This window comes from Candidatus Woesearchaeota archaeon (assembly GCA_020854775.1).
GTDB lineage: Archaea > Nanobdellota > Nanobdellia > Woesearchaeales > 21-14-0-10-32-9 > 21-14-0-10-32-9.
On the sequence record JAHKLZ010000036.1, the window covers coordinates 1 to 3,013 of the forward strand.

The window sequence follows — 3,013 nt, forward strand, 5'->3', positions numbered from 1 at the left end:
CATGAAAAAAGTATTGCATCAATACTTACTACGCTCAGGGTATTCCTAAGATTTCTTTATCAGAACGGTTATACTGTAGCAGATTTGTCTGTCAGCATACCTAAGCAAAACCGTTATTATTATCCAGCCGTTCCTTCAACATGGAATCCAGAAGAAGTAAAAAAGATGCTTGCTGCCATAGACCGAGGGAATCCCCGAGGGAAAAGGGATTATGCCATCCTTCTTCTGGTAGCAAAGCTTGGTATTCGGGCAGGTGATATAAAATCATTGAAGCTTTCTGATCTGGACTGGACTTCAAGAATCATAAGCATCATCCAGGAAAAAACCAAGGTCAAAGTCACTTATCCTATACTAAATGACCTAGGCTGGGCACTGATCGATTATTTAAAAAATGGAAGACCAATTTGTGATTCAGCTTATCTTTTTATAAGATTATGTGCGCCATATAGATCATTTGGAGAGAATGCCAACCTCCATAACATTATTACAAAATATACCAGGGAAGCAGGGATTGTCATTTCAAAAGAAAAGCACCACGGATTGCATTCCCTCCGTCACTCACTGGCAAGTACGCTTCTGGAACAGGGAATTCCCCTTCCAGTAATCTCGGAAGTATTAGGACATGTGGATTCCAGGTCAACTGCAGTTTATCTGCGCACCGGCATGGAAGGATTAAAAGCGTGTGCCCTCGATCCAGAGGAGGTGTTTACTCATGACTGATGCCCTAACTTTCCAAAGCATACTTTCAGGCCCGATTCAAGGGTACATTGATGAGAAAAAAGCAGTAGGCTATAGATTTGAAAAGGGAACAGCGATGTTTAGAAGATTTGATATTTTTGTACAGTCTTGGAATATAGCAGATATCTCCCTGCCTAAAGAACTGGTTCTGGGCTGGACAAAGCGAACTCCTAATGAAACAATATCAAACCAGAGCAAACGGATTTCCCTCCTGAGAGGGCTTGCCGAATATATGAACCGCATTGGTTATCCCGCTTATATTTATCCGAAGACCCTTATCACAGTAGACAGATATTCATACATTCCCTATATTTTTGCTAAGGAAGAACTGCATACAATACTGAATGTTTGTGACTGTTATCCACAAACAGCAGCATCACCATACCGACATCTTATCCTGCCTTTGATCGTCCGGATGCTTTATGGTTGTGGCCTCAGGATCTCTGAGACTGTGAATCTAACTATTGATGATGTTGATTTAAAGGAAGGTACATTATTCATAACCGACACCAAGTTTGGGAAAGAACGGCTTATTCCCATGTCAGTCAGCCTGAAGGAACAGTGCTGCAACTACAGAATGACAGTACTTGCTGGCAAAACTGGTGATTATCCTTTTTATCCATCTCCACATGGAGGTCATTATTCCAGTTCCACCATATACTCACTATTCCGCAAAATACTGTGGAAGGCCGGAATATCCCATTCTGGAAAAGGTCCGCGCCTTCATGATCTGAGACATACTTTTGCCGTACATTGCCTGAAAAAGTGGGTTCTAGAAGGACGTGACTTAAGCAACTGTTTCCCATACCTTTCTGTATACCTTGGCCATGAAGACCTGCGCGGAAGCCAGCGGTATCTGCGACTGACAGCAGATTTGTACCCGGATATAACTGCCAAAGTAGAAGAAACCTGTTCCTGGCTGATACCGGAGGTGGAATCAAATGGAACAGACTGATTTCGCCAGGATACTGACACGCTATCTTGCTGATTTCCTGCCTGGACAGCGGAATCTCAGCTCCAATACCATAAAGTCCTACAGGGATACATTTAAACAGCTTCTCCTTTATCTTCGTCAGGAGCATGAAATCAGACCTGAGTGCATAACATTTAGGGATATCACTATTGATAAGATTAAAGGATTCCTGGTCTGGCTTGAGAAAACCCGAAATGTAAGCATTAATACCAGGAATCAGAGGCTGGCAGCCATACATAGTTTTTACAGGTATGCACCGGCAGAATGTCCCGAACTACTTTATGTAAGCCAGAAAATCCTTGGAGTTCCTTTTAAAAAAAGGCATTATTCTACCATTGATTACCTGACAAAAGATATCTTAAAATTCCTACTGGAACAACCTGATATATCCACAAAAAAGGGGCGACGTGATTTAGTTATGATGGCAACTCTTTATGACACAGGTGCACGGGTACAGGAACTGATCGACCTAAAAGTGACAGATGTCAGGCTAACAAAACCTGCAACTATCACACTAACCGGGAAAGGTAACAAAAAGAGATGTGTTCCCTTGATGGATAAAACCCACCATATCCTGCAGGCATATATGGAAGAAAACCATCTATTGGGGAACGGCAGGCAGCAAAGTCCGCTTTTCCATAACAGCCGATATCAGTCTTTTTCAAGGCCCGGAATCACATATGTTTTAAACAAATATTTTAAAATGGTAAAGCAGAATCATCCCGAAGCAGTTTTTCCAGAAGCAATTCATCCACATATGATGCGCCATACAAAAGCACTCCATCTGCTGGAAGCAGGAGTGAATCTGATATACATCCGTGATCTACTTGGCCATGTTAGCGTTACTACTACAGAAATTTATCTTAGAGCAGATACTGAGTTAAAGAGGGCTGCATTGGAATCTGCATATCCAGAAGTAGTTTCCAAAGATATACCTGTGTGGACGGAAGATACAGACCTTCTGCATTGGCTGAAAGAATTCTGCAGGTAATTATTATCGAAAGATTTTTAATAGAACCCTCTTGATTTGGTAGGTTTCCATTAAGAATCTTTCGATAAACAAAAACTTTCGATAATTTCCAGTGCCTGGACTGCCGGCCATAATTACATTCTGTCCCTGTTCGATAAAATCCAGGCTCTTTAATACCTTCAATCTCTTTTGGGCATCAGTAGGTGGACTGCACCCCAACCACTGGACATATTTCTAAAAAAATAAGACTTCCGGTATAATGAAATAACCAGGAAAAGAAGAGAAAGGAGTTAAGTGGCAATGGGGCTTAAAAAAAGACAATATACCAAAGA

Annotated in this window: 3 protein-coding genes; all 3 read left to right on the forward strand. The window is 41.5% G+C overall.

Going from position 1 to position 3,013, the window contains the following annotated elements:
• The coding region (locus tag KO361_05205; protein ID MCC7574964.1) for a tyrosine-type recombinase/integrase at positions 1-720 on the forward strand (720 nt) is incomplete at its 5' end.
• Positions 713-1,693 carry a tyrosine-type recombinase/integrase gene (locus KO361_05210; GenBank protein ID MCC7574965.1) on the forward strand — a complete coding sequence of 327 codons (981 nt, stop codon included), beginning with the start codon at positions 713-715 and terminating at the stop codon, positions 1,691-1,693. The genes KO361_05205 and KO361_05210, both read left to right, overlap by 8 nt.
• Positions 1,680-2,702, forward strand: a complete 1,023-nt coding sequence (locus tag KO361_05215; protein ID MCC7574966.1) for a site-specific integrase — start codon at positions 1,680-1,682, stop codon at positions 2,700-2,702. Before KO361_05210 ends, KO361_05215 begins: the two co-directional genes overlap by 14 nt.
• Positions 2,703-3,013 lie beyond the last annotated feature (311 nt).

Excerpts from the sequence above, each read along its gene's own strand:
- KO361_05210 (MCC7574965.1), top strand. The coding sequence starts at position 713 with ATGACTGATGCCCTAACTTTCCAAAGCATACTTTCAGGCCCGATTCAA.
- KO361_05215 (MCC7574966.1), top strand. The coding sequence starts at position 1,680 with ATGGAACAGACTGATTTCGCCAGGATACTGACACGCTATCTTGCTGAT.